The 22,221-nt window shown below is 64.6% G+C and carries 20 protein-coding genes and 3 tRNA genes; 9 read left to right on the plus strand and 14 right to left on the minus strand.

All coding sequences use genetic code 11. The annotated features are described in order from the left end of the window. Window positions 1–121 precede the first annotated feature (121 nt). The 4 genes from bcp to IE101_RS03425 all read left to right on the plus strand — a co-directional run bounded on the left by bcp (window position 122) and on the right by IE101_RS03425 (window position 3,398). Window positions 122–586 carry a thioredoxin-dependent thiol peroxidase gene (gene bcp, locus IE101_RS03410; RefSeq protein WP_189632372.1) on the plus strand — a complete coding sequence of 155 codons (465 nt, stop codon included), beginning with the start codon at window positions 122–124 and terminating at the stop codon, window positions 584–586. Next, entirely contained in the window at window positions 583–1,401 is an 819-nt protein-coding gene (locus tag IE101_RS03415; protein WP_189632373.1) for a ferritin-like domain-containing protein, read from the plus strand. Before bcp ends, IE101_RS03415 begins: the two co-directional genes overlap by 4 nt. A gap of 187 nt (window positions 1,402–1,588) precedes the next feature. Then, complete coding sequence (locus IE101_RS03420) at window positions 1,589–2,929, plus strand: DUF5930 domain-containing protein (protein WP_189632374.1); 1,341 nt, start codon at window positions 1,589–1,591, stop codon at window positions 2,927–2,929. Further along, window positions 2,919–3,398 carry a bactofilin family protein gene (locus IE101_RS03425; protein ID WP_189632375.1) on the plus strand — a complete coding sequence of 160 codons (480 nt, stop codon included), beginning with the start codon at window positions 2,919–2,921 and terminating at the stop codon, window positions 3,396–3,398. Before IE101_RS03420 ends, IE101_RS03425 begins: the two co-directional genes overlap by 11 nt. A gap of 54 nt (window positions 3,399–3,452) precedes the next feature. Here IE101_RS03425 and IE101_RS03430 read toward each other — a convergent pair whose 3' ends face one another. From IE101_RS03430 to IE101_RS03450, 5 genes are all read right to left on the minus strand, one after another. Continuing rightward, a complete protein-coding gene (locus tag IE101_RS03430) occupies window positions 3,453–4,226 on the minus strand; it encodes a DUF2189 domain-containing protein (protein WP_189632376.1) in 774 nt (257 codons plus the stop codon). 128 nt (window positions 4,227–4,354) lie between these two features. Next, on the minus strand, window positions 4,355–5,482 hold the full coding sequence (gene prfB, locus IE101_RS03435; RefSeq protein ID WP_189632377.1) for a peptide chain release factor 2: 1,128 nt from the start codon (window positions 5,480–5,482) through the stop codon (window positions 4,355–4,357). 88 nt (window positions 5,483–5,570) lie between these two features. After that, window positions 5,571–8,111 (minus strand): penicillin-binding protein 1A, encoded by a 2,541-nt coding sequence (locus tag IE101_RS03440; RefSeq protein ID WP_189632378.1) that lies wholly within the window; start codon window positions 8,109–8,111, stop codon window positions 5,571–5,573. 117 nt (window positions 8,112–8,228) lie between these two features. Further along, window positions 8,229–9,419 carry an N-acetylmuramoyl-L-alanine amidase gene (locus IE101_RS03445; RefSeq protein ID WP_189632379.1) on the minus strand — a complete coding sequence of 397 codons (1,191 nt, stop codon included), beginning with the start codon at window positions 9,417–9,419 and terminating at the stop codon, window positions 8,229–8,231. Window positions 9,420–9,428: 9 nt separating this feature from the next. Continuing rightward, window positions 9,429–10,583: a pyridoxal phosphate-dependent aminotransferase gene (locus IE101_RS03450; protein WP_189632380.1), complete on the minus strand. Its 1,155-nt coding sequence runs from the start codon at window positions 10,581–10,583 to the stop codon at window positions 9,429–9,431. A gap of 117 nt (window positions 10,584–10,700) precedes the next feature. Here IE101_RS03450 and IE101_RS03455 point away from each other — a divergent pair, with 117 nt between their 5' ends. Further along, the gene (locus tag IE101_RS03455; protein WP_189632381.1) at window positions 10,701–11,453 is read left to right on the plus strand and encodes a DsbA family protein; all 753 of its coding nucleotides are present in this window, start codon (window positions 10,701–10,703) and stop codon (window positions 11,451–11,453) included. 42 nt (window positions 11,454–11,495) lie between these two features. Here IE101_RS03455 and IE101_RS03460 read toward each other — a convergent pair whose 3' ends face one another. After that, window positions 11,496–12,713, minus strand: coding sequence for an MFS transporter (locus IE101_RS03460; RefSeq protein WP_189632382.1), 1,218 nt, complete (start codon window positions 12,711–12,713; stop codon window positions 11,496–11,498). A 93-nt stretch (window positions 12,714–12,806) separates the two neighbouring features. Here IE101_RS03460 and IE101_RS03465 point away from each other — a divergent pair, with 93 nt between their 5' ends. Continuing rightward, window positions 12,807–13,709, plus strand: coding sequence for a LysR family transcriptional regulator (locus tag IE101_RS03465; protein WP_189632383.1), 903 nt, complete (start codon window positions 12,807–12,809; stop codon window positions 13,707–13,709). Window positions 13,710–13,717: 8 nt separating this feature from the next. Here the strand turns inward: IE101_RS03465 and ispG are convergent, their stop codons facing one another. The 4 genes from ispG to IE101_RS03485 form a co-directional block, all read right to left on the minus strand. Next, window positions 13,718–14,833, minus strand: coding sequence for a flavodoxin-dependent (E)-4-hydroxy-3-methylbut-2-enyl-diphosphate synthase (gene ispG, locus IE101_RS03470; protein ID WP_189632384.1), 1,116 nt, complete (start codon window positions 14,831–14,833; stop codon window positions 13,718–13,720). Between the two features lie 97 nt (window positions 14,834–14,930). Then, a complete protein-coding gene (locus IE101_RS03475) occupies window positions 14,931–16,160 on the minus strand; it encodes a helix-turn-helix domain-containing protein (RefSeq protein WP_189632385.1) in 1,230 nt (409 codons plus the stop codon). 119 nt (window positions 16,161–16,279) lie between these two features. Beyond that, the gene (hemA, locus tag IE101_RS03480) at window positions 16,280–17,509 is read right to left on the minus strand and encodes a 5-aminolevulinate synthase (RefSeq protein WP_189632386.1); all 1,230 of its coding nucleotides are present in this window, start codon (window positions 17,507–17,509) and stop codon (window positions 16,280–16,282) included. A gap of 130 nt (window positions 17,510–17,639) precedes the next feature. Further along, window positions 17,640–18,215 carry a 5-aminolevulic acid synthase gene (locus IE101_RS03485; RefSeq protein ID WP_189632387.1) on the minus strand — a complete coding sequence of 192 codons (576 nt, stop codon included), beginning with the start codon at window positions 18,213–18,215 and terminating at the stop codon, window positions 17,640–17,642. 119 nt (window positions 18,216–18,334) lie between these two features. Between IE101_RS03485 and IE101_RS03490 the strand changes: the two genes are divergently transcribed. Together IE101_RS03490 and IE101_RS03495 are read left to right on the plus strand one after the other, a co-directional pair. Further along, complete coding sequence (locus tag IE101_RS03490) at window positions 18,335–19,720, plus strand: M20/M25/M40 family metallo-hydrolase (protein WP_229804005.1); 1,386 nt, start codon at window positions 18,335–18,337, stop codon at window positions 19,718–19,720. Beyond that, a complete protein-coding gene (locus IE101_RS03495) occupies window positions 19,717–20,163 on the plus strand; it encodes a GNAT family N-acetyltransferase (protein ID WP_189632388.1) in 447 nt (148 codons plus the stop codon). Before IE101_RS03490 ends, IE101_RS03495 begins: the two co-directional genes overlap by 4 nt. Window positions 20,164–20,431: 268 nt before the next feature. Here IE101_RS03495 and IE101_RS03500 read toward each other — a convergent pair. The 3 genes from IE101_RS03500 to IE101_RS03510 form a co-directional block, all read right to left on the minus strand. Further along, window positions 20,432–20,508: transfer RNA gene (locus tag IE101_RS03500), tRNA-Asp, on the minus strand. Between the two features lie 32 nt (window positions 20,509–20,540). Continuing rightward, a tRNA-Asp gene (locus IE101_RS03505) sits at window positions 20,541–20,617 on the minus strand. A 113-nt stretch (window positions 20,618–20,730) separates the two neighbouring features. Further along, window positions 20,731–21,669, minus strand: coding sequence for a pirin family protein (locus IE101_RS03510; RefSeq protein ID WP_189632389.1), 939 nt, complete (start codon window positions 21,667–21,669; stop codon window positions 20,731–20,733). A gap of 140 nt (window positions 21,670–21,809) precedes the next feature. Between IE101_RS03510 and IE101_RS03515 the strand changes: the two genes are divergently transcribed. Then, window positions 21,810–22,010, plus strand: a complete 201-nt coding sequence (locus tag IE101_RS03515; RefSeq protein ID WP_189632390.1) for a hypothetical protein — start codon at window positions 21,810–21,812, stop codon at window positions 22,008–22,010. A 24-nt stretch (window positions 22,011–22,034) separates the two neighbouring features. On the opposite strand, the gene IE101_RS03520 is transcribed toward IE101_RS03515, so the two are convergent. Continuing rightward, a tRNA-Val gene (locus IE101_RS03520) sits at window positions 22,035–22,110 on the minus strand. Between the last annotated feature and the right edge of the window lie 111 nt (window positions 22,111–22,221).

The following is a 22,221-nucleotide window of genomic DNA, read 5'->3' on the forward strand; positions in this document are numbered from 1 at the left end:
GCCGGTCTGGCCGACCGATCCACCGCACTGCACCGCGTCTTTTCGCGCGGGCTTGCCTTTATCTTTGCCTGAAGGCAACTAAAACCCCAAGCACCTTCACCATTTTGGCAAGGAGCCGCCAATGACCGCGCTGCAAGGACACCCCGCCCCCGATTTCACGCTGCCCCGCGACGGCGGCGGCGAAATCACGCTTTCTGCCCTGCGGGGTCAGAAGGTGGTGCTGTATTTCTACCCCAAGGATGACACCCCCGGCTGCACCACCGAGGCGCTGGATTTCACCGCCCGCGCCGCTGATTTTGCCGCCGCAGGCGCCGTGGTCATCGGCATTTCGAAAGACCCGGTCAAGAAGCACGACAAATTCGTCAAGAAGCACAGCCTCGGCATCGCGCTTGTGTCGGATGAGACTGGCACCGCCTGCGAGGATTTCGGTACCTGGGTCGAGAAAAGCATGTATGGCAAGACCTACATGGGCATCGAACGCTCCACTTTCCTGATCAATGCCGACGGCAAGGTCGCACGCGAATGGCGCAAGGTTTCGGTGGCGAACCATGCCCAAGAGGTTCTGGAGGCAGCGAAGGCGCTATGACAACACTGGCGGAGATGGCGGTCGAGGTTTTGACGACCGCCGACGGGCGCGCGAAATGCGCGGTGTCGAAACGGCACGCCGAAGCCTGGTTTGCCGCCCGCGCGGCGGGCACGCCGCTGGCCGTTGGCACGGCCGCACCGCCCCTGCACCCCGCGCGCCCGGCCCGCCCCGAACTGCTGCACCCCCGCGACGTACCGCGCCGCAGGCCCGGATCGCCGCAGGGGCGCATCGCGCTTTTGCATGCGGTGGCGCATATCGAACTGAACGCCGTCGACCTGCATTGGGACATCATCGCCCGCTTTGGCCATGTGCCGATGCCGCTGGGGTTCTATGACGACTGGGTCAAGGCCGCGGCCGAGGAATCGAACCACTTCACCCTGATCAGTGACTGTCTTGAGGCGATGGGCAGCCACTATGGCGCCCTGCCCGCCCATGCCGGTATGTGGCGCGCGGCAGAGGATACGGTCGATGACCTGTTTGGCCGCCTTGCCGTGGTGCCCATGGTGCTTGAGGCGCGGGGGCTGGATGTCACCCCGGGCATGATCGACCTGTTCCGCAAGGCCAATGAGGCGCAGGCCCTGGCCGCGCTGGAGGTGATCTATGCCGAAGAGGTGGGCCATGTCGCCTATGGGTCGAAATGGTTCAACTGGCTTTGCGGACGTGACGGGCTGGACCCGAAAGAGGTGTTCCATGACCTTGTCCGCCGCTATTTCCACGGCGCCCTGAAACCCCCGTTCAACGAAGAAAAGCGGGCCGAAGCAGGGCTGCCGCCCGATTTCTATTGGCCCCTTGCCGATGGGGACACGGGCGATTGATCGGCAGGAACTTGCCGAATCAATCTGGCGTTGTGCGACTCTCTGCCCGTGCCAAACCAAAACAGTTGCGGCCACCCCCGGCTGACCTTTAAGCACTTGCCCGGAAGATGGACGACTGCCCACCCTCTGAAAAAGCGGGAACGCCTCCGACCTTGGGGCGGTTCCCGGCAAAAGGGAAAATCGACACGTGCTGACGCGCCTTGCCTACCGGATCCATGCCAAGCTTGAAACCGTGCTGCCCGAGCAGCGGCTGTTTCTGAAGTCGGATTCGGCGACACGGTTCATCCGGCTGCGGCCCGGCACGCAGGCGCTTGTGCTGGTGGTGGGCGCGGGCATGCTGGTCTGGACGATCTTCGCCTCGTCGATCGTGGTCATGGACAGCATCTCGGCCGGGTCTGACGAAGATCAGGCGGGCGTTCAGCAAGCCCTGTTCGAGGAACGCCTGACCGGCCTGTCGAACGACCGTGACCTGCGGGCGGAAGAAGCCTCGCGCGCGCAGGAACGCTTCAACCTTGCGCTGGCCGAGGTCAGCAAGATGCAGGCCCGGCTGCTGGAATCCGAAGATCGCCGCAAGGAACTGGAAACCGGCATCGACGTGATCCAGAACACCCTGCGCCGCACCATCCGCGAACGCGATGAGGCCCGCGCCGCTGCCGACCGGGCGACCCTTGCGCTGACCGCGCAGGCCGGCGCCCCCAGCACCGAACTTGGCCGCGCGCGGGACGCCGTGGCCACGCTGGAAATCATGTCCGGCGCCCTTGGGGCCACGGCACGTGAGCGCGACGAAATGGTGAAGATGGCCGATGCGGCCCGCAACGAAGCCGCAAATACGCTGCGCGCCAAGCAGGAATTGCAGCTGCGCAACGACGCGATTTTCGCCCGCCTCGAAGAAGCCGTCACCGTCTCGATGGAGCCGCTGGACCGCATGTTCCGTGCAGCTGGTCTGTCACCCGACGATCTGCTGGATCAGGTGCGGCGCGGCTATTCGGGACAAGGTGGCCCGATGACACCGATCATTTCGACCAAGGGTGGCATCCTGACCCCCGATGAAGCCCGCGCGAATACCATTCTTCAGGGCCTCGACCGGATGAACATGTATCGTCTGGCCGCCGTGAAAACACCTTTTGCCAACCCGATTCCCTCGGGTCGCTATCGGTTCACCTCGGGCTTCGGCACCCGCGACGACCCCACGGGCCGCGGCCGCCGCATGCATGAGGGGCTGGATTTCGCCGGCGCTTACGGAACCCCCATCGAAGCAACCGCTGACGGCACCGTCATCGAGGCAGGCTGGGCCAATGGTTATGGCCGCATGGTGAAGATCCGCCATGACTTTGGGGTCAGCACTTTGTATGGTCACCTTTCCGAAATCCATGTCTCGGTCGGTCAAAAAGTATCGCGTGGCGACCGGATCGGTGATATGGGCAATTCAGGCCGGTCTACCGGCACCCACCTTCACTATGAGGTTCATGTCGGTGGCCGCCCGGTCAACCCGATGACCTTTATCAAGGCAGCAAGCGATGTTTTCTAAAAGCAGAATCAATGAACCCGGCCCGAAGCAAGTTGATGCGGACAAGCTGAAGGCCCCGGAACTTCCTGCCACGAAACCCGCGATGGATTTTGCCGCCTCTGCCGTCAAGGCCAAGCCGAATGCTTCGGTCCTGTCGTCGGATCTGACGGTGGTCGGCAATCTCAAGACCACCGGCGACATCCAGGTCGAAGGCACGGTCGAAGGCGATATCCGCGCCCATCTGCTGACCGTCGGTGAAACCGCCACCATCCGCGGCGAGATCGTGGCCGACGATATCGTGGTCAATGGCCGTGTCATCGGCCGCGTGCGTGGCCTGAAGGTGCGTCTCACCTCGACCGCGCGGGTGGAGGGCGACATCATCCACAAGACCATTGCCATCGAAAGCGGCGCACATTTCGAAGGCTCGGTCCAGCGTCAGGACGATCCGCTGAATGGCGTCAAGGCACTGGCGGCGCCCAAGGCCGAATGATCGGCTGATCCGCCCATACCCAATGCAGGGCGCCCTCTCGGGCGCCCTTTTTCATTATGACAGCGCCCGGCGATAGAGATGCCAGGTGGCATGGCCAAACAGCGGCAGCACGATGAAAAGGCCCAGAAACCAGGGCAGCATCGCCGCAAACAGCGCCACGGCAATCAGCACCCCCCAAGCCAGCATCACCACCGGATTGGCCTGCACCAGCGCAAAGCTGGTCAGCATCGCAGTCACAAAATCCACCTCCCGGTCCAGAAGCAGCGGCAGGCTGACGACCGTCAGGGAAAAGAGCAGCGTCGCAAAGACCGCCCCCACCCCGCTGCCCACCAGAAGCATCATCGCCCCTGACCCCGTGGTGAAGGTTTCGAGCGAGGAGGTCACATTGGTCAGCGTCGCCGTGCCAAGGAACAGCGCAAAGATCATATGCGCGAGGAAATTCCAGAACAGGAAGAAAATCACGATCACCGCAGCCATCGACGGGATCTGCCGGTCCTTCTGCCGGAAGATCACACCCGCGATGCCGCGCCAATCCAGCCCCTCGCCCGCGGCCAGGCGGCGCGAGATTTCGTAAAACCCGCAGGCAATGAACGGCCCCAGAATGGGAAAGCCCGCGCTCGCGGGCAGCGTCCACCAGAGCTGCCCCTTGGCCGTCAGCGCCCAGACGATCAGCAGCCCGCCCAACACATAGACCAGCGAAAAGCCAAAGCCGTATAGCGGCGCGCGGCGCAGGTCATGCCAGCCGGCCCGCAGGCTGGCGGTCAGGTCGGAAAAGCGGACGGTATTGATTTCGGGGACCGCGGGCGGCGCGGTCTCGATCTGCGACATTCTGTCCTCCCTCTTTCGGACAGGTTAAGCGCAGGAAATTGCAGGAACAAAGATGTATCTTTGCCGGGATCATTCACAAAAGCAAAAGCCGCCCGATGGGCGGCCCTGCAAACCAGGGACCGGCCCGATCAATCGTCGGCCATTGCCTCGGCGCGGGATTTGCCCGCTACATCCATCGCCAGCGTCGCCTGCATGAAGCGGTCCAGATCGCCATTCAGCACCCCGTCGGTATCCGAGGTTTCAACCCCGGTCCGCAGATCCTTCACCATCTGATAGGGCTGCAACACATAGGACCGGATCTGGTTGCCCCAGCCCGCATCGCCCTTGGCTTCATGGGCGGCGTTGATCGCGGCATTCCGCTTGTCCAGCTCCATTTGGTACAGCCGCGATTTCAGCGCCTTCATGGCGATATCGCGGTTCTGGTGCTGCGACTTTTCCGAACTGGTCACCACGATGCCGGTGGCAAGGTGGGTGATCCGCACGGCCGAGTCGGTGGTGTTCACGTGCTGCCCACCGGCACCGGATGAGCGGTAGGTATCAATCCGGATTTCATGCGGCAGGACTTCGATCTCGATATTGTCGTCCACAACCGGGTAAACCCAGACCGAGCTGAACGAGGTATGCCGCCGCGCCGCGCTGTCATAAGGCGAAATGCGGACCAGACGATGCACACCCGATTCCGACTTGAGCCAGCCATAGGCATTCGGCCCGCTGATCTTGTAGGCGACCGATTTGATGCCCGCCTCTTCCCCTTCGGAAATCGACTGCAGCTCGACCTTGTAGCCCTTCTTTTCGGCCCAGCGGGTATACATCCGCGCCAGCATGCTGGCCCAGTCGCAGCTTTCGGTGCCACCGGCACCCGCGTTGATTTCAAGGAAGGTATCGTTGCCGTCGGCCTCGCCATCGAGCAGCGCCTCAAGTTCCTTTTCACGCGCGGTTTCGACCAGCGCCTTGATCGCGCCCTCGGCCTCGGCCACGATCTCGGCATCGCCCTCGGCCTCACCCAGCTCGATCAGTTCCAGGTTGTCGCGCAACCCGCTGTCGATCATCTTGTAGGTGCCGACCGCATCCATGAGCATCTGACGCTCACGCATCAGCTTTTGTGCCTTGGCGGGATCGTTCCAGAGGTTCGGATCCTCGATCATGGCGTTGAATTCTTCGAGCCGGTGCGGCGCGGTTTCATAATCCATGCGCTGCGCCAACAGCGCCAGCGACTTGCGGATGGCATCAGCTTGGTTCTGGGTCTCGGCGCGCATCGGGCTCGTCTTTCCGTCGGAACAATAGGGTTGGCGCGGGTGATACCCGCTGAAGGGCCGCCGGGCAAGACCGGCGGCGCAGGCTTGGTCAGTAGAGGCCGCCCGAGGACAGGGTGCCGAAATCGGCCTTCTTGGGGATGACCTTGGTTTCGCCATCGGCCGTGGTCACCTGCGCCCCGCCATCGGTTTCCCCGGCGGCAAAGAGCGGCAGGTTTTCCCCCATGGCAAAGCCGCCATCGACCATCATGCCGTCAAAGGCCGAATCCTGACCTTCGCGGAAATATTCCGAAATCACATTCGGGCCTGAAGCGTCTTCGGGCAGGCGCGCGCCGGTGAACCGGTCGATCTTGGCGAAATAGCCGCCCGGCGGCACCTTGAATTCAGCGCCACCATATTTCTTGATCGCGGTCCGCATGAAGCTTTCAAACACCGGGCCACAAAGTCCGCCGCCTGTGGCCTTGCCGCCCAGCGTGCGCGGATTGTCATAGCCGATATAGCAGCCCGCCGCGATGTTCGAGGTGAAGCCGATGAACCAGACGTCTTTCGCGTCATTCGTCGTCCCGGTCTTGCCCGCCACTGGCACCGGCAGGTTGATGCCCTGGGCGGTGCCGCGCAGCACCACGCCTTCCATCATCGAGGTGATCTGATAGGCGGTGATCGGATCGATCACGCGCTCGCGGCTTGAGGTGATCTTGGGCGCCTGCCCCGGTGCGAGAGACGGCGCCGCGCATTCCACGCAATCGCGCAGGTCATGGCGATAGACCGATTTGCCGTAGCGGTCCTGCACGCGGTCCACCAGCGTCGGCTCCACCCGCTCGCCGCCATTGGCCAGCATCGAATAGGCGGCGACCATGCGGAACAGCGTGGTTTCCTGCGACCCCAGCGCATTCGATAGGAAGGGTTGCAGCCGGTCGTAGACGCCGAACCGTTCGGCATAGCCCGCGACCGTATCCATCCCGATTTCCTGCGCGATCCGCACCGTCATCAGGTTCCGCGACTGTTCGATCCCGGTCCGCAGGGGGGTCGGGCCGTAGAATTTGTTCGAGGCGTTCTTCGGCCGCCACAGACCCTGCGGCGTGTTCAGCTCAATGGGGGCGTCCACCACGATGGTGGCGGGGGTAAAGCCCGAATCCAGCGCCGCGGCATAGACGAAGGGCTTGAAGCTCGACCCCGGCTGGCGCATCGCCTGGCTCGCGCGGTTCAGTTCGCTTTCCTGATAGGAAAAGCCGCCCTGCATGGCGAGAACGCGACCCGAAAAGACATCCATCGCCATGAAGGCGCCCTGCACCTCGGGGACCTGACGCAGCGACCAGCGCTGGAAGCTGCCATCCTCATCCGAGGTGATGGCCCGCACCAGCACCACATCCCCCACCTCAAGCAGATCCGAGGCGACGCGCGCCTTGCGGCCCAGTTCGCCATTGGCAAGCCGCTTGCGCGCCCAGGTCACATCCTCGGCCGGAATGAAATGGCCGTCTGCATCCTCCTCCACGCCTTCGATGCCGATGCGCGCCGATTCTTCCCCCATGGCCAACACCACAGCCGGATGCCAGCCTTCGATATCGCGCGGGACGGCCACGTCGGACAGCGCCTTGCGCCAGTCGGCCTCGGTGCCCAGTTGGTCGGCGGGAATCGTCTTGCGGGTGCCGCGCCAGACGCCCTGACCGCGGTCGTATTTCTCAAGCCCCGCGCGCAGCGCTTTGGCGGCGGCGGCCTGCAGGTCCGGGTCGACGGTCGCGCGGATCGCCAGACCGCCCGAGAAGAATTCCTTTTCACCAAAGCTGTTGGACAGCTGGCGGCGGATTTCATCGGTGAAGTAGTTGCGCGGCGGCAGAGTGGCGCGGAAGGCGGGGTAATCACCACGCTGCACACTTTTCAGCTCTTGCCGGCTTTCCGCCTCATAGGTCGCCTCGTCGAGATAGCCGTTTTGCCACATCTCGCGCAGCACATAGTTCCGGCGATTCACCGCCTCGTCATATTGGCGGACGGGGTGCAGGTCGGCGGGTTTCTTGGGCAGGGCGGCCAGATAGGCGGCCTCGCCCGGCGTCAGCTGCGCCAGCGACTTGTTGAAATAGGTCTGGGCGGCCGCCACCACGCCATAGGAATTGGCGCCCAGATATATCTCGTTCAGATAAAGTTCGAGGATCTTGTCCTTGGGCAGCGCCTGCACCAGCCGGGTGGACAGGATCAGTTCCTTGATCTTGCGTTCGGCGGTGCGGTCGCCCGACAGCAACATGTTCTTGGCCACCTGCTGCGGAATGGTCGATGCCCCCCGCAGCCGCCCACCCCGCGCCGCATCCAGCGCGGCCGAGGCCATGCCCATGATGTCAAAGCCCTGATGGGTGTAGAAATTCTTGTCCTCGGCCGAAATGAAGGCCTGTTTCACCAGATCCGGCACATCCTCGATCTGGGTAAACAGGCGGCGTTCTTCGGCGAATTCGTCGATCATGCGACCTTCGCCGTCATAGATGCGGCTGATGGTCGGGGGCTTGTATTGCGCGAGGCTTTCGTGGCTGGGCAGATCCCGGGAATACATCCAGAACACGCCGCCCACCGTCAGCGCGGCGAACAGGATTCCAAGCGTCACCAAAGTGAAGATGGCCCCGAAGAAGGACCCGATGAAGCGTAGCACGCAGAATACCCCCGATACGGCCGTGCCCCCATATAGGCGCAACACGGCCTCAGGTCAAAACCGAAGCGCCCGCAACCGGGCGCTTTCCCGCTGAGTTGATCTGCAGTTACTGCACGCCTACTGCACGCCCGCGCGCGCGGCCTCGTCCTTGGCCCAAGCCTGCAGCCCATCCCGCACCGCCGCCGCCATTTTCGCGCGCCATGCCGGGTCTTGCAGCCGCACGAGGTCTTTTTCCGACGACAGAAACCCGAGTTCGAGCAGCGCCGAAGGGATGTCAGGCGATTTCAGCACCGAAAACCCGGCCTCTTGCCGCGGGTGGCGGTGCATCCGCAGGTTCTGCGCCTGAATGGCGGCCACCAAGGCATCGGCCAGCCGGTCCACGCGCGGGGTGGTTTCGGTGCGGGCCATATCCATCAGCACCTTGGCCACCATGTCATCCTGTTCCGTCAGATCGACGCCCGCCAGCAGGTCCGCGCGGTCATGGCGTTCGGCGAGCGCCTTGCCCGCCTGATCCGAGGCATCGTCGGACAGGGTATAGACCGTGGCGCCCACGGCCTCGCCTTCCGCCAGCGCATCGGCATGGAGCGAGAGGAAAACATCCGCCCCCGCCGCGCGGCTGATGGAAATACGGGTTTCCAGCGGGACAAAGACGTCTTCCTCACGCGTGAGAACGGCGATGGTATTGCCGTCGCGCAGCAGCAGCTCTTTCAGCTCGCGCGCAAAGGCCAGCACCAGATCGGCCTCTTTCACCCCGTCGCGTTCGGCACCCGGATCGATGCCTCCGTGACCGGGGTCCAGCACCACGACAAAGGTTTCGTCATGGCGCGCCTCGGCCTTGGGCACATCGGCGGGTTTGGGCAGCGCCCAGCCCGGCGGCTCGGGCGCCTGGGCCTTGGCGGCGAATTCCTCGGCACTGGCCTGCCGCAGGGTGACTTCGACCCGGGGGGTGGTGCCAGTGGTCATGCCCGCGCTTTCCACGACCATCGGCCCCGGCAGTTCGGCTACCAGCCGCGACCAGCCGGGACGGAAGACGCCTGCGCGCAGATCGACCACGCCATCACGCGGCACCTGCCCGATACCCTGCCAGTCCACCTCGCGGAAATCCATCACAAGGCGCGGCGGATCGGCCAGAAGCCGAACCCGCCACGGCACCGGCTGCGAGAGCGAAAGCCTGACCTCGATCCCGCCACGGCTGTCCCGGATCGACGATTCCTCGGGCACCAGCCGCGCCAGCGCCGTCAGGTCTTGCGCCACCGCAGCAAGCCCCCCCCAGATCAGTGCCAGAACCAGAACGATCCGCGCCCACATAGCCGCCCCTCAGCCCTTGGTGCCGCGCATGGCCATATAGGCCTGCAAGCGGCGCAATCCTTCCTCGATATCGGCCGTGGCGCGGGCATAGGAGAACCGCAGCCGCCGGGCGCCCCGGACCGGATCGAAATCCAGCCCCGGCGTCACCGCCACCCCCGCCTGTTCCAGCAGTTCCGCCGCGAAGTCGAGCGAATTTTCCGTCAGGTCGGATACATCGGCATAGATGTAGAAGGCCCCATCCGGCGGCGCCAGACGGGTGAACCCTGCCTTGGGCAGGCCCTCCAGCATCAGACGGCGGTTTTCGGCATAGACGGCGCGGTTCGCCTCCAGCTCATCGATGCAATCGAGCGCATGGAGCGCGGCAACCTGACTTGCATGGGGCGGGCAGATGAACATGTTCTGCGCCAGCCGTTCCACCACACGGATATGATCCTCGGGCACGACCATCCAGCCGATGCGCCAGCCGGTCATGCTGAAGTATTTCGAGAAGCTGTTGATCACATAGGCATTGTCGGTGATTTCCAGCGCACTGACCGCGCGGTCGCCATAATGCAGGCCGTGATAGATCTCGTCCGAGACGAATTTGATGCCACGCTGATCGCAATGGGCGATCAGGTCCGACAGCGCCCGATGCGACAACATGGTCCCCGACGGGTTGCCGGGGCTGGCCACGATCAGGCCCTGCATCTCCACCCCCTCCAGATCGGCGGGGACGGGTTGCAGGCGGTTTTCCTCTGATGCGGGGATGCCCACGGCCGTCAGGCTCAGCGCCTTCAGGATCTGGCGATACGAGGGGTATCCCGGCTCCCCCAGCGCGACGCGGTCCCCCGCATCGAAAAGCGCGGTGAACGCCAGCAGGAAGGCCGCCGAAGACCCCGCCGTGACCACCACCCGGTCGGGGTTCAGATCGACCCCATACCAGCGCTTGTAAAGGGCAGCGATCCCCGCCCGCAGCTCGGGCAGACCCAGGGCCACGGTATAGCCCAGCGGCCCCGCCTGCATCGCCGCCGTCAGCCCCGAAAGCGCGCCCTTCGGGGCGGGTGTGCCGGGCTGGCCCACTTCCATATGGATGATGCTGCGCCCCGACGCCTCAAGCGCGCGGGCTTTTTCCATCACGTCCATCACAATGAAGGGATCGACCAGCGCCCGTCTTGAAACCTGCATGTAAGCCCCCGTAAAGTCGCGGCGACACTGGCCCGGCGGGGCGCGCGCGTCAAGCCGGGGGCCGGTCGTCGACCCCGGTCTTTTCGGCGTTTCCCGCCCGCCCAACCGGAGAGACGCATGACCAAGACCTTCCTCGCTGCCACGGCGCTCGCGCTCGGCTTTGCCCTGCCGGCTCAGGCCTTCGATCTGTCCAACCTGACCGAGGATGAACGCGCCGCCTTCCGCGATGAGGTCCGGGCCTATCTGCTCGAAAACCCCGAAGTGATCATGGAGGCGGTGCAGGTGCTGGAAAGCCGCCAGCAGGAACAGGCCGCCAAGGACGAAGTGGCCCAGGTGCAAGCCAACCATGATGCCATCTTCAACGATGCGAATTCCTGGGTCGGCGGCAATCCCGAAGGGGATGTGACCGTGGTCGAATTCCTCGATTATCGGTGCGGCTATTGCCGCAAGGCCTATGAAGAGATCGAGACACTGGTGAAGACCGACGGCAATATCCGCTTTATCGTCAAGGAGTTTCCGATTCTGGGTGAGGAATCGCTCATCTCTTCAAAATTCGCCATCGCAACGCGCATGGTTGCGGGGGATGAGGCCTACAAGCGCGCCCATGATGCGCTGATCAGCCTGCGCGGCGATGCGACGGCGGAAACTCTGGGTGCGCTGGCGGATGAGCTGGGCCTCGACCGTGCAGCGATCCTTGCCAAGATGGAGACGCCCGAGGTGGCGGCGATCATCGATGCGAACCACCAGCTGGGCACTGCACTGCAGATCAGCGGCACGCCCACCTTTGTGGTGCAGGATACGATGGTGCGCGGCTATGTGCCGCTTGACGGCATGCGCGACATCGTCAGCACCGCCCGGAGCGACGGCTGAACCGAAAACGGGCTGGCCCCCACAGGCCAGCCCATCGCGCCCTTAGCGCGCACCCTGTGCAAGCATCCCGCCCGCGCGCAAGGCATTGATCCCGGCGATCAGCGCGCCAAGGGCCATCAGGGCGGTGCCCATGGCCGCGAATGCGCCCCCCAGACCGAACTGCGCCACCAGCGGCGCCGATACCAAGGGCGACATGAACTGCCCCACGAAGAAGGCCGTGGTCAGCAGACCCGAGGCCCGGCCGCGCTGCGACGGTGGCACGAAGCCCATGAAATAGGTGGTGTAATTGGGCATCGACGGCCCCATCCCCAGCCCCGCCAGCAGCGAGCCGAAAATCACCATCCCGATGCCCTGCGCCTGCGACACCGCAATCAAGCCCGCCCCCATCAGCAGATAGGACAGCGCAAAGACCGCGATCGGCGACAGGAACCGCCGCACCTGCCCGTAAAGCAGCGCCCCCGGCATCGAGGCCAGCGTGGTGGACGCCATGATCGCCCCGGTCAGCGCCGCATTATGCACCCCAAGGTCGGACAGCAGGAAAGGCAGGCGGGTCGGCATGACGTAAAAGCTTGCCATGAAAACAAAGGCCAGCGGTCCGACCAGTGCATAGGCGCGCCAGGGAAAGGCCTCGGTCGGGCCACGGGTGGCGGCGGTCCCGCGCCCCGCGGCCTGCTTCGCGGCACGGGCGCGGGCATGCGGGGCCAGCATCAGATAGGCAAAGATCGCAATCGGCAGCACCAGCGCATAAACCGCAAAGGCACCGCGCCAGTGCAGCGTGGCCAGCGCCCCGCCGCCCAGCATCACCACGATGCCGCCACCCGACATGGCGGCACCCTGCAGGCCCAGAAAGCGCGCGCGCGCCGGACCCTGCCAAAGATCGGCCGCCCAAGCCATGCTGAGCGTCATGGTCCCCGCAACGCCCAGGCCCAGCAGCACCCGCCCCGCCAGAATCATCGACAGATCCCCGGCCCAGAGGCCCGTGGTTCCCCCCACCGCATAGGCCAGCGCCGAGGCCAGAAGCAGCTTCTGCCGGTCCACCCGGTCGGCCATCGCCCCGATCAGCCCCGCCGTCAGCATGATCGCCAGCGATGGCAGCGTGACGATCAGCCCCGCCAGCGTGTCGATGCCGCTCACATCCGCGAAATGGGCCTTCAGCCCCGGAAGCGAGGGGGCAATCGTGGCATTGGCCATGATGGTCATGGCAGCCAGCAGCAAGACCGAAATGGTCAGCCACCGGCCAGGCTGCGTCTGGTCGGTCATGGGAGTTCATCTTTCGCGGTTTCTACGCGACAAAATGCCCCATAACCAGTAATCTGAACAAGTCAGCGAATATGGGAATGAATATCCACAAAAATGGACAGTGATCTGGATCTCTCGGCCCTGCGGGCCTTTCGGGCGGTGGTGCGGGAAGGCTCGTTCTCGGCGGCGGCGCTTTTGTTGCGGGTGCCGAAATCCACCCTGTCAAAACGGGTAGCCGATCTGGAGACGCGGCTTGGCGTGCGGCTGATCGAACGCAGCACCCGGCATCTGCGGATCACGCAAGAGGGCGAGATGCTGTTGCCCCGCGCCGAACGCCTGCTGAGCGAGGCCGACGACATCCGCCGCGCCTTGGGCGAAGCAGGAGGTATGCCGAAGGGGCATCTCAGAATTGCGGTGCCGCCGGTGATGGGCCATGTGATGATGGGCGGCATCGGCGCGCGCTTTCGGGCCGCCCACCCCGAGGTGACGCTTGAGGCGCATTTCCTCGATCGGACGCCCGATCTGCTGGAAGAGGGCTTTGATGGTGCGATCTGTTTCGGCCCGCTGGAGGATTCGTCCCAGATCGCGCGGCTGATCGTGCATGGCCATGCTGTGCTGGCGGCGGCACCCGACCTGCCGGGCCTCGCCGATCTGCACCACCCCGAAGACCTGCCCCGCCTGCCCCAGGTTGGCATTGCAGCCAGCTGGGCCGGACCTTGGCCTCTGGTGCGCGGCAATGAAGAGGTGCGCGTGCCAATGCGCGCGGACCTCTTGCTCGGGTCATTCCTTGCGGTGCGCGATGCGGCTGCGGCGGGCGCGGGGGTTGCACTTTTGCCTTGGCTGCTGGCGCAGGCGGCTTTCCGGTCCGGCACACTGGTGCCGGTGCTGCCGGAATGGACCAGCCCGCGCCGGGGGCTTTACTTCGTTTACCCCTCGGCCCATTCGATGACGGCGCGGCTGCGGTGCTTCATCGACTTTCTCAGCACCGAGGTGCAGGCGATGGAGCCGCCCGGCTGACCCGCGCGTCAGTCTTCCTTGGCGGCTTCCAGCGCGGCGGCCTTCTTTTCCACCAGTTCGACGATGTGGTCGATCATCTGATCATTGCCCAGCTTGTGGCTTTGCTTGCCCGCCAGATAGACCATCCCCGACCCTGCCCCGCCGCCGGTAAAGCCGATGTCGGTCATCAGCGCCTCACCCGGACCATTCACCACGCAGCCGATGATCGACAGGCTCATCGAGGTGGTGACATGCGCCAGACGTTCCTCCAGCGCGGACACCGTCTTGATCACGTCAAACCCCTGCCGCGCGCAAGAGGGGCAGGAAATGATCGTCACGCCCCGGTGCCGCAGGCCCAGCGATTTCAGGATCTCGAACCCGACCTTCACCTCTTCCACCGGATCGGCCGAAAGCGAGACACGGATCGTATCGCCAATGCCCATCCACAAGAGGTTGCCCAGCCCGATGGCCGATTTGACCGTGCCGGACACAAGGCCCCCGGCCTCGGTAATGCCCAGATGGATGGGGGCATCGGTCGCTTCCGCCAGCTGCTGATAGGCGGCGGCGGCAAGAAACACGTCGCTGGCCTTCACGCTGATCTTGTATTCGTGGAAATCGTTGTCCTGCAGGATCTTGATATGGTCGAGCCCGCTTTCCACCATCGCATCCGGGCAAGGTTCGCCATATTTGTCGAGCAGGTGCTTCTCAAGGCTGCCGGCATTGACGCCGATGCGGATCGAACAGCCGTGATCCTTGGCCGCCTTGATCACCTCGCGCACGCGCGAGGCATCGCCGATATTGCCGGGGTTGATCCGCAGGCAGGCGGCGCCCGCCTCGGCCGCCTCTATGGCGCGTTTGTAGTGGAAATGGATATCCGCGACGATCGGCACCGGGCTTTCGGCCACGATTTCACGCAGGGCGCGCGTGCTCTCCTCATCCGGGGTCGAGATGCGGACGATATCGGCCCCGGCCACGGCGCAGCGCTGCACCTGTTCCAGCGTCGCCTTCACGTCCGAGGTGATGGTATTGGTCATGGTCTGCACCGAAATCGGCGCATCCCCCCCCACCAGCACCTTGCCCACACGGATCTGCCGCGATTTGCGACGTTCGATATTGCGCCAGGGGCGAACGGGATTGTGCGACATGTCAGGGCCTTTCGCATTTGCTGGCCGATACATAAAAGCGGAACGGCCCCGGGGCAATGCCGCCGGGGCCGTTCTGCATCACGTCTTGCCGATCCGCTCAGGGGTTCGGCGCGGTTTCCGTGACCTCGGCCACATTGACGATCCGCGCAAGATCGGCGTCATCCGACAGATCGGCCACCGCATATTTCTGGGTCAGAGCCTCTTGCGAGAGGGCCACGTTCTTCACCACCTGCGGACCGGGGGCAGCGGGGCCATAGGTCTGGCCGTTCACGACGAAATAGACCGACCCGGAATTGCCCGACCGCAGGGTTGCGGGCTCTTCCAGCGCAGGCACGGCGTAGCGTTCGCCGGCATCGAGGATCTTTTCAAACAGCACCGTGCCATCGGCCGCGGACACCCGCACCCAGGACGGGCGCACGGCCAGCACTTCAACGCCGGGCTTGGCTTCGGCCACAACCTGCACGTCATCCGCGACAGGGGCAACGCCCGGCTGGACAGCCGTCGCGGCGTCGGCTTCTGCGACAAGACCGGCAAGCGCGCCGCTTTGCTTGGGGTCAATGGCCGCAATCGGGCCATCGCGGGACACAAGGACCGGAACATCCAGGGCCTCGGGACGGTACAGACGGTTCAGAAGCTCGGGGGTGGTGGCAGCATCGGCCACGGCCTCTTCGCCCGGATCGACAGCAGCGGGGGCGACACGCTCCACCGGCGTCACGGGCGCAACGGCGGCCAGCGGGTCCACATCGGCCACCACGGTCGGCGCCTCGTCCACCGGGGCAAGCTGCACGCGCTGCACTTCGCGCAGGACAGACCAGCCGCCATACCCCAGCGCGCCGATCAGGGCGACCAGCACCAGAACCGACCCGACGGCGCCGGGCTCTACCCGCGAGAACCAGCTTTCGCTGCGCGGCAGGAACAGGGCGTTCGGATTGGCCAGCGGATCGGCATATTCGGCAGCCGAGGTGCGCGCACGGGCCGCCGTGATGGTCGCCGGGGTCGCAGCGGCGGACATGCCGTGGGCAACCTCGAAATTCGCCTCGGCGCAAAAGCGTTTGAAGGCCCAGTCGGGGTCAAGACCCAGATAGCGTGCATAGGACCGCACGTAGCCTGCGACAAAACCCTGCGTCTCGAAGGCCGAAACATCGCAGTTCTCAATCGCGGCGATATAGGTGGCCTTGATCTTCAGTTCGCGCTGCACATCCAGCAGGGACTTGCCCAGCGTTGCACGTTCCCCGCGCATCACGTCGCCGAGACGCAGTTCGAAGTCATCAAACCCTTTGGGTTTATCGGCCTCTGCCGACGACGGCTTCGCCTTCCGCCAGATCATGCCCACCTGCCCCGTTTTGCTGCTTGGCGTTCCCCGAGTCGCCTGCGCGGCGACTCATCGCCTTCCTAATTGCGCCAACGCTAACACAGGGCAAGCGTCATTTGCACCCGCAGAACAGATCAGGCCGACGCTTCGGCACGATTCAGCGCACAATGGCCCCAGAGCTGGTCCATCGCCTTGACCACCGCGTCGATCTGCCGCGAGTCATGCACCGGCGAGGGCGTGAAGCGCAGCCTTTCGGTGCCGCGCGGCACGGTCGGGAAATTGATCGGCTGCACATAGATGCCGAAGTGTTCGAGCAGCATGTCGGACAGCATCTTACAATGGACGGGGTTCCCGACGTGGACAGGCACAATATGGCTGCCATTGTCGATGATCGGCAGACCCAGACCGCGCAGGCGCATCTTCAGGATGCGGGCATGCAACTGCTGGGCGTCACGCAGCTTCTGTCCCTCCTCGGTCTTGAGGAAGGCCACCGAAGCGGCAGCACCCGCCGCCACGGTCGGCGGCAGCGAGGTGGTGAAGATGAAGCCCGGCGCATAGGACCGGATGGCATCCACCATCTTCGCACTTGCAGCAATATAGCCGCCAAACACACCGAAAGCCTTGCCCAGCGTGGCGTTGATGATGTCCACCCGCGCCATCTGACCATCGCGTTCGGCCACACCGGCACCGCGCGGACCATACATCCCCACGGCATGCACTTCATCGAGATAGGTGAGCGCGCCCACCTCTTCGGCCAGATCACAGATCTCTGCGATGGGGCCGAAGTCGCCATCCATCGAATAGATCGATTCGAAGGCAATCAGCTTGGGCGCGGCCGGATCATCCGCCGCGATCAGCTCGCGTAGATGGGCCACGTCATTGTGGCGGAACACGCGCTTGGCCCCGCCATTGCGGCGGATGCCCTCGATCATCGAGGCGTGGTTCAACTCATCGGAATAGATGATCAGGCCGGGGAAAAGCTTGGGCAGCGTCGACAGCGTCGCGTCATTGGCGACATATGCGCTGCTGAAGACCAGCGCAGCCTCTTTCCCGTGCAGATCGGCCAGCTCGGCCTCAAGGCGCTTGTGATAGACCGTGGTGCCGGAAATGTTGCGCGTGCCGCCCGAACCCGCGCCCGTGGCATCCAGCGCCTCATGCATGGCAGCCAGCACCACCGGATGCTGGCCCATGCCCAGATAGTCGTTGCCGCACCAGACGGTGATGTCCTTCTCCGACCCGTCGGGCTTGCGCCAGACGGCATGGGGGAATTGCCCCTTGCGACGCTCGATGTCGATGAAGGTGCGATACCGGCCTTCGTCATGAAGGCGCTGAAGGGCGGTATCGAGTGCCTTGTCGTAGTCCATCTTCCGTCTCCTGGCTCGCGGCGAGGTGCCTTGCTGGGCCTGTCTTAGGCGCCCCATATGATGGGCGCCTTGATATTGGTCAAATTCTATATCTCAAACGGGGCAATTTGACGCCCCCTCTTTGGTCGGTTCAGTCCTGAACCGCAACCACGCAGTCGTCGGTTTTGGCCTTTTCCGCACAGGCGGCAAGGGCGGCCTCGGCAGAGCCGGCCAGCGCGAAGTTCCCCGTCGCGGGCGAAACGGCCAGCGCGCCGGGCGTTTTGTAATCCTTTCCCAAAGCGACCGTGGCATCGCGCGACAGGGTCAGATCCCGCGCGGTCCACCCTTCCGGCAGGATGCGTGCCACCACCATGCAGGCGGCCTTGCCCTTGCGCTTGGCCTCACAGCCCGCGATGGCCGCAGCTTCTGCCGCGGCGGCAGTGTGGTGGTTGACGGCCGCCACCGTCGCCTCGACCATCAACCCCTCATCGGGGGAAATGGCGATGGCGCCGTAATAGGGCTGACCCGACCCCACCATCTGCAGCGCCGAGGCGTCAGCCTCCGACAGGCCATGCCCCTCGACCATCTCGACCTGCACCGGCTCGGGCGCAAAGACCATCTCTTGTGCGACCGCGCCGCTGACCGGGGCAGACTGGGCGAAACCGGCGGCAGGTGCCAGCAGGGCAACCAGCGCCACAAGGGCAGATTTCGGGGTGCGGGCAGACATGGGGCGCATCCTTGAACAGCGTCGAGTCCTTCGTGCGCCCTTCTAACGCCCTTCCCCCGGTCTGGACAGGGGGAACGGGGCTGCTAGGGTTTGATCAAAGTCACGAAAAGGAGACTGCCATGTCCACGAACCCCGGGATGATCGACCCGGTTCTGGCCCAGATCGACGCCACCCTGCCCGCCGCACTTGACCGGCTGATGGATCTCTTGCGCATCCCCTCGATCTCGACCGACCCGGCCTACAAGCAGGATTGCGCCCGCGCCGCCGATTGGCTGGTCGAAGATCTGAGGACGCTGGGGTTCGAAGCGCAGGCCCATGCGACGCCCGGTCACCCGATGGTGGTGGCGCAGGGCGGCGAAGGTGGGCCGCATCTTCTGTTCTACGGCCATTACGACGTGCAGCCGGTCGATCCGCTGGCGCTCTGGGATCGGCCGCCCTTTGACCCTGAAGTGCAGGACACGCCCAAGGGCAAGGTGATCCGCGCGCGCGGCGCGTCCGATGACAAGGGCCAGCTGATGACCTTCCTCGAGGCACTGCGCGCCTGGAAGGCCGTCCACGGCACGCTGCCCTGCCGCCTGACGATCTTCCTCGAGGGGGAAGAAGAATCAGGCTCCCCCTCGCTGATCCCCTTTCTCAAGGCGCATGGCGACCTGCTGAAGGCCGATATCGCAATGATCTGCGACACCGGTCTCTTTCAGGATACCGCCCCCGCGATCGTGACCATGCTGCGCGGCTTGCTGGGCGAAGAAATCATCGTCGAGGCCGCCACAAAGGACCTGCATTCCGGCATGTTCGGCGGGCTTGCGCGCAACCCGATCCATGTGCTGACCCGCATCCTTGCCAATCTGCATGACGATCAAGGCCGGGTGCAGGTGCCGGGCTTCTATGACGGCGTGACCGAGCTTCCCGAAGAAATCCGCGCGCAATGGCAGAACCTCGCCTTTGATCATGCAAAATTCCTGGGCGACGTCGGGCTTGCGATTCCCGCAGGCGAATCCGACCGCACCCCGCTCGAGATGATCTGGTCCCGCCCCACGGCCGAGGTGAACGGAATCACCGGCGGCTATGCGGGTGACGGGTTCAAGACCGTCCTGCCCGCCGAGGCCCGCGCCAAGGTGAGCTTCCGTCTTGTGGGCGCGCAAGACCCGCACATCTTGCGCGACTCGTTCCGGGCATGGGTCACGGCCCAGATCCCCGCCGACTGCCGCGTCCGCTTTGCCGATCACGGCGCCTCGCCCGCAGGGACGATGCAGATCACCCATCCGGCCTTCGAGGCCGCCCGCAGCGCCCTGGGCGAAGAATGGGGCCGCGCGGCCTCTTACGTCGGCTGCGGCGGATCGATCCCGATCGCGGGCTATTTCAAGACCTACCTCGGCATGGACGCCATGCTTCTGGGCTTTGGCCGCGACGACGACCAGATCCACTCCCCCAATGAAAAATATGACCTGGAATGCTTCCACAAAGGCATCCGCTCCTGGGCGCGGCTTCTGGGGAAACTGGCATGACCGGACTCACAATCCGCAGCGCCGAGCCGGGGGATGAAGCGGCCTGGCGCCGCCTCTGGGCCGATTACCTCGCCTTCTACGAAGTCACCCTCGCGCCCGAGGTCACAAACCGAACCTGGGCACGCCTGATGGACCCGACTGCCCCCCTGCAAGGCCGCTTCGCCCTTGAAGGCGACAGGCTGGTCGGTTTCGCCCTGCACCATGCCCATTGCTCGACTTGGGTGGAAGGTGAGGATTGCTACCTCGAAGACCTCTTCGTGGCAGAGGCCGGCCGCGGCAAGGGAATCGGCCGCGCCCTGATCGACGACCTGATCGCCCTCGCCCGCAGCAAAGGCTGGCACCGGCTCTACTGGCACACGGATGAAGACAACAGCCGGGCCCGCGCCCTTTATGACAGCTACACCCCCTATGACGGGCATGTGCGCTATCGCCTGACACTCTGATCCTCAAAGAGCGTCGCGGGATGCCCAAGGTCGCTGGGGGCTGTCTGCCCCCACGGCCCCTGCGGGGCCTTCCCCCGAGGATATTTCAAGACAGAAAATGAAGGGGAGCGCGGCGCCTGATCATTTTCTGTCCGAAAATATCCTCGGGGGTGAATGAGCCGCAGGCTCAGAGGGGGCAGACAGCCCCCTGCCTTGCGAGCATCAGCCAGCGCGGTGCGGAAAAGCAAAACGCCGGGCCCGAAGGCCCGGCGCTTTCTGCTGATGCAACTGGCGCGGTGGACGGGGCTCGAACCCGCGACCCCCGGCGTGACAGGCCGGTACTCTAACCAACTGAGCTACCACCGCGCATTTTGCATCATCCGAGGCTGGCTGGGCGGTGGCGCGGTGGACGGGGCTCGAACCCGCGACCCCCGGCGTGACAGGCCGGTACTCTAACCAACTGAGCTACCACCGCATTGCCGCCCGGGTCAGCGCCCGGATGTGAGGCGGTTATTACGGCCCCCCGCTGACGGCGTCAAGCGCCCCTGCAACGTTTTTTTGAAAAACTCGCAAATATTTGGAATGGCGTCACTTTTCAGGGGCGGGAATGAATTCGGCTTCATCGCCTGGCGGAAGGCGGAAACGGCCGTGCGCCCAGTCTCCGGCGCGCCAGGCCTCCTTGGCGGCTTCGATGCGTTCCTGGCTGGAGGCCACGAAATTCCACCAGATATGGCGCGGCCCATCCATGGTGGCACCGCCCAGAATGATGATCCTTGCGCCCTCGGCGCCTGCGCGCACGGCGATGCTGTCGCCGGGGCGGAAGATGAGCATCTGGCCCACGCTGAAGCTTTGCCCGCCCTGCGAAACCGAGCCCGAGAGGATATAGACCCCGCGGTCTTCATGGTCGTCCGGCAGCGGCAGGGCCGCGCCGGGGGCGAGGACTGCGTCGGCATAAAGCGTTTCGGTCGCCACCGGCACCGGCGCACGGGCGCCCCAGCCGTGGCCCAGAATCAGGCGCAGCTGTTTGCCCTCGCCCTCGAGCTCCGGCAGCTCTGCCCGGGGGGCGTAGTGGAAGGCGGCGGGGGCGTCCTCTTGGGCCTTGGGCAGCGCCATCCAGCTTTGCAGGCCGAACAGCGCATGGGGGCCACGGCGAACCTCTCCATCGGTGCGTTCGGAATGGGTGATCCCATGGCCGGCCGTCATCAGGTTCACTTCGCCTGGCGCGATCCAGCGATCGGTCCCCAGACTGTCGCGGTGGTGCATCTTGCCGTTCAGCAGATAGGTCACGGTCGAAAGCCCAATATGCGGGTGCGGGCGCACATCGATGCCCTGCCCTGTCAGGAACTCGGCCGGGCCCATCTGATCGAAGAAGATGAAGGGGCCCACCATCTGGCGCTGGACCGAGGGCAAGGCGCGGCGCACCTCGAACCCGCCCAGATCGCGCGCGCGGGCAACGACCACGGTTTCAATGGCATCCACCGCATCGCCAAGCGGGATGTCGGGGTCGAGTGCGGGGTTCCAGCTCATGGCGGTCTCCTCGGGACTGGTGTTCTGGTGGGAAAGATAGGCGGCAAATGCCCCGCCGGCATCTGGCGCAAACGCGAAACCCCTGTGCAAAGCGGACGGGAACGCTTGACCCTGTCGCCGGGCTGCACGAAAAAACCTGCATGAAAGCAACAGTAACCGAAGATGGACGGCATTTCACCCTGCAGCGGGGGGCCTGGTCCAATACCTATCCGATCGAGGATCTGGCGAAGTGGCTGGCCTTTTACCGGCAGCAGCCGCTGGATTTTCCCAAGTCAGGCACCAATTATACGGCCTCGATCGCAGCGCTTGAATCCCTTTGCCGGGCGCGCGGCCTGATCTGATCGGGCATTCTGACGCGGAAAGGGTGGTGGGCCGTGACGGACTCGAACCGCCGACATTCTCGGTGTAAACGAGACGCTCTACCAACTGAGCTAACAGCCCCACGCGAACCACCTACCCCATCAGGATCGAGGCGGCAAGGGGGGCAGGCCATTTTTGCAGCCGGGGACGCAAGCCCTTGATTCACATGGGTGCAGACCGGACAGAAAAAAC

The organism is Gemmobacter lanyuensis (genome assembly GCF_014652355.1).
Classification (GTDB): domain Bacteria; phylum Pseudomonadota; class Alphaproteobacteria; order Rhodobacterales; family Rhodobacteraceae; genus Gemmobacter; species Gemmobacter lanyuensis.

Bases quoted from the DNA above. Each gene is read 5' to 3' on its own strand.
- bcp (WP_189632372.1), top strand. From the start codon at position 122: ATGACCGCGCTGCAAGGACACCCCGCCCCCGATTTCACGCTGCCCCGC.
- IE101_RS03415 (WP_189632373.1), top strand. From the start codon at position 583: ATGACAACACTGGCGGAGATGGCGGTCGAGGTTTTGACGACCGCCGAC.
- IE101_RS03425 (WP_189632375.1), top strand. From the start codon at position 2,919: ATGTTTTCTAAAAGCAGAATCAATGAACCCGGCCCGAAGCAAGTTGAT.
- IE101_RS03430 (WP_189632376.1), bottom strand. From the start codon at position 4,226: ATGTCGCAGATCGAGACCGCGCCGCCCGCGGTCCCCGAAATCAATACC.
- prfB (WP_189632377.1), bottom strand. From the start codon at position 5,482: ATGCGCGCCGAGACCCAGAACCAAGCTGATGCCATCCGCAAGTCGCTG.
- IE101_RS03445 (WP_189632379.1), bottom strand. From the start codon at position 9,419: ATGTGGGCGCGGATCGTTCTGGTTCTGGCACTGATCTGGGGGGGGCTT.
- IE101_RS03450 (WP_189632380.1), bottom strand. From the start codon at position 10,583: ATGCAGGTTTCAAGACGGGCGCTGGTCGATCCCTTCATTGTGATGGAC.
- IE101_RS03455 (WP_189632381.1), top strand. From the start codon at position 10,701: ATGACCAAGACCTTCCTCGCTGCCACGGCGCTCGCGCTCGGCTTTGCC.
- IE101_RS03460 (WP_189632382.1), bottom strand. From the start codon at position 12,713: ATGACCGACCAGACGCAGCCTGGCCGGTGGCTGACCATTTCGGTCTTG.
- IE101_RS03465 (WP_189632383.1), top strand. From the start codon at position 12,807: ATGGACAGTGATCTGGATCTCTCGGCCCTGCGGGCCTTTCGGGCGGTG.
- ispG (WP_189632384.1), bottom strand. From the start codon at position 14,833: ATGTCGCACAATCCCGTTCGCCCCTGGCGCAATATCGAACGTCGCAAA.
- IE101_RS03475 (WP_189632385.1), bottom strand. From the start codon at position 16,160: ATGATCTGGCGGAAGGCGAAGCCGTCGTCGGCAGAGGCCGATAAACCC.
- hemA (WP_189632386.1), bottom strand. From the start codon at position 17,509: ATGGACTACGACAAGGCACTCGATACCGCCCTTCAGCGCCTTCATGAC.
- IE101_RS03485 (WP_189632387.1), bottom strand. From the start codon at position 18,215: ATGTCTGCCCGCACCCCGAAATCTGCCCTTGTGGCGCTGGTTGCCCTG.
- IE101_RS03490 (WP_229804005.1), top strand. From the start codon at position 18,335: ATGTCCACGAACCCCGGGATGATCGACCCGGTTCTGGCCCAGATCGAC.
- IE101_RS03495 (WP_189632388.1), top strand. From the start codon at position 19,717: ATGACCGGACTCACAATCCGCAGCGCCGAGCCGGGGGATGAAGCGGCC.
- IE101_RS03510 (WP_189632389.1), bottom strand. From the start codon at position 21,669: ATGAGCTGGAACCCCGCACTCGACCCCGACATCCCGCTTGGCGATGCG.
- IE101_RS03515 (WP_189632390.1), top strand. From the start codon at position 21,810: ATGAAAGCAACAGTAACCGAAGATGGACGGCATTTCACCCTGCAGCGG.